The organism is Rhodococcus sp. T7, assembly GCF_009872365.1.
In the GTDB taxonomy this organism is placed as follows: Bacteria; Actinomycetota; Actinomycetes; order Mycobacteriales; family Mycobacteriaceae; genus Rhodococcus_F.
Genome location: NZ_WXYH01000389.1, coordinates 948,646 through 949,170 on the forward strand (window position 1 = coordinate 948,646; position 525 = coordinate 949,170).

At 74.1% G+C, this 525-nt stretch carries 1 pseudogene; it reads right to left on the reverse strand.

Annotated features, from left to right (window positions below):
• Positions 1-12: 12 nt before the first annotated feature.
• Positions 13-525, reverse strand: a pseudogene (locus tag MLGJGCBP_RS48485) (hypothetical protein); the annotation flags it as partial.

Sequence of the window (525 nt, forward strand, 5' to 3'; positions counted from 1 at the left end):
GTGGAGAGCGATTCAGCGCGGGATGGTGTGGCGGCTGTTGGTGGGGGCGTAGTTGTCACCGGCGAGGTCACCGGCTGTGCGGTTGGCGGAATGGCTCCCGCCTGCGGCGGCCGAAACCCATTTGCCGGCCTTGGCCCCACTGCCCTTCTGCGGCCCGCTGCTTCCCGCCGGGGCCGCGGATCGGGAACGTTGGTCGCTGCGGCTCGGGGCGTTCGGCGAGGGTGTTCCGCGGCTGCCGCCACCGTTTCCACCACCGCCGCGACCACCGCCACCGCCACCGCCATTACCTCCGCCGACGAGGCCGGGTGTTCCGCCGCCCCCGCCGCCGGAGAAGCCGCCGCCGGGGGGCACCGCCTTGCCGCCGGCGAGCTTGCCGCCCATCAGGGCTTTTCCGCCGGTGGCCAGGGCTGCACCGGCGAGGAGGGCGGCACCGGCGGCCTGTGCTCCGCCACCACCGCTCCCGACCGCGGATACAGCAGGAGTGATCAGCCGCATCAGAGCGGGCAGGACCAGTGCCGTAGCGGC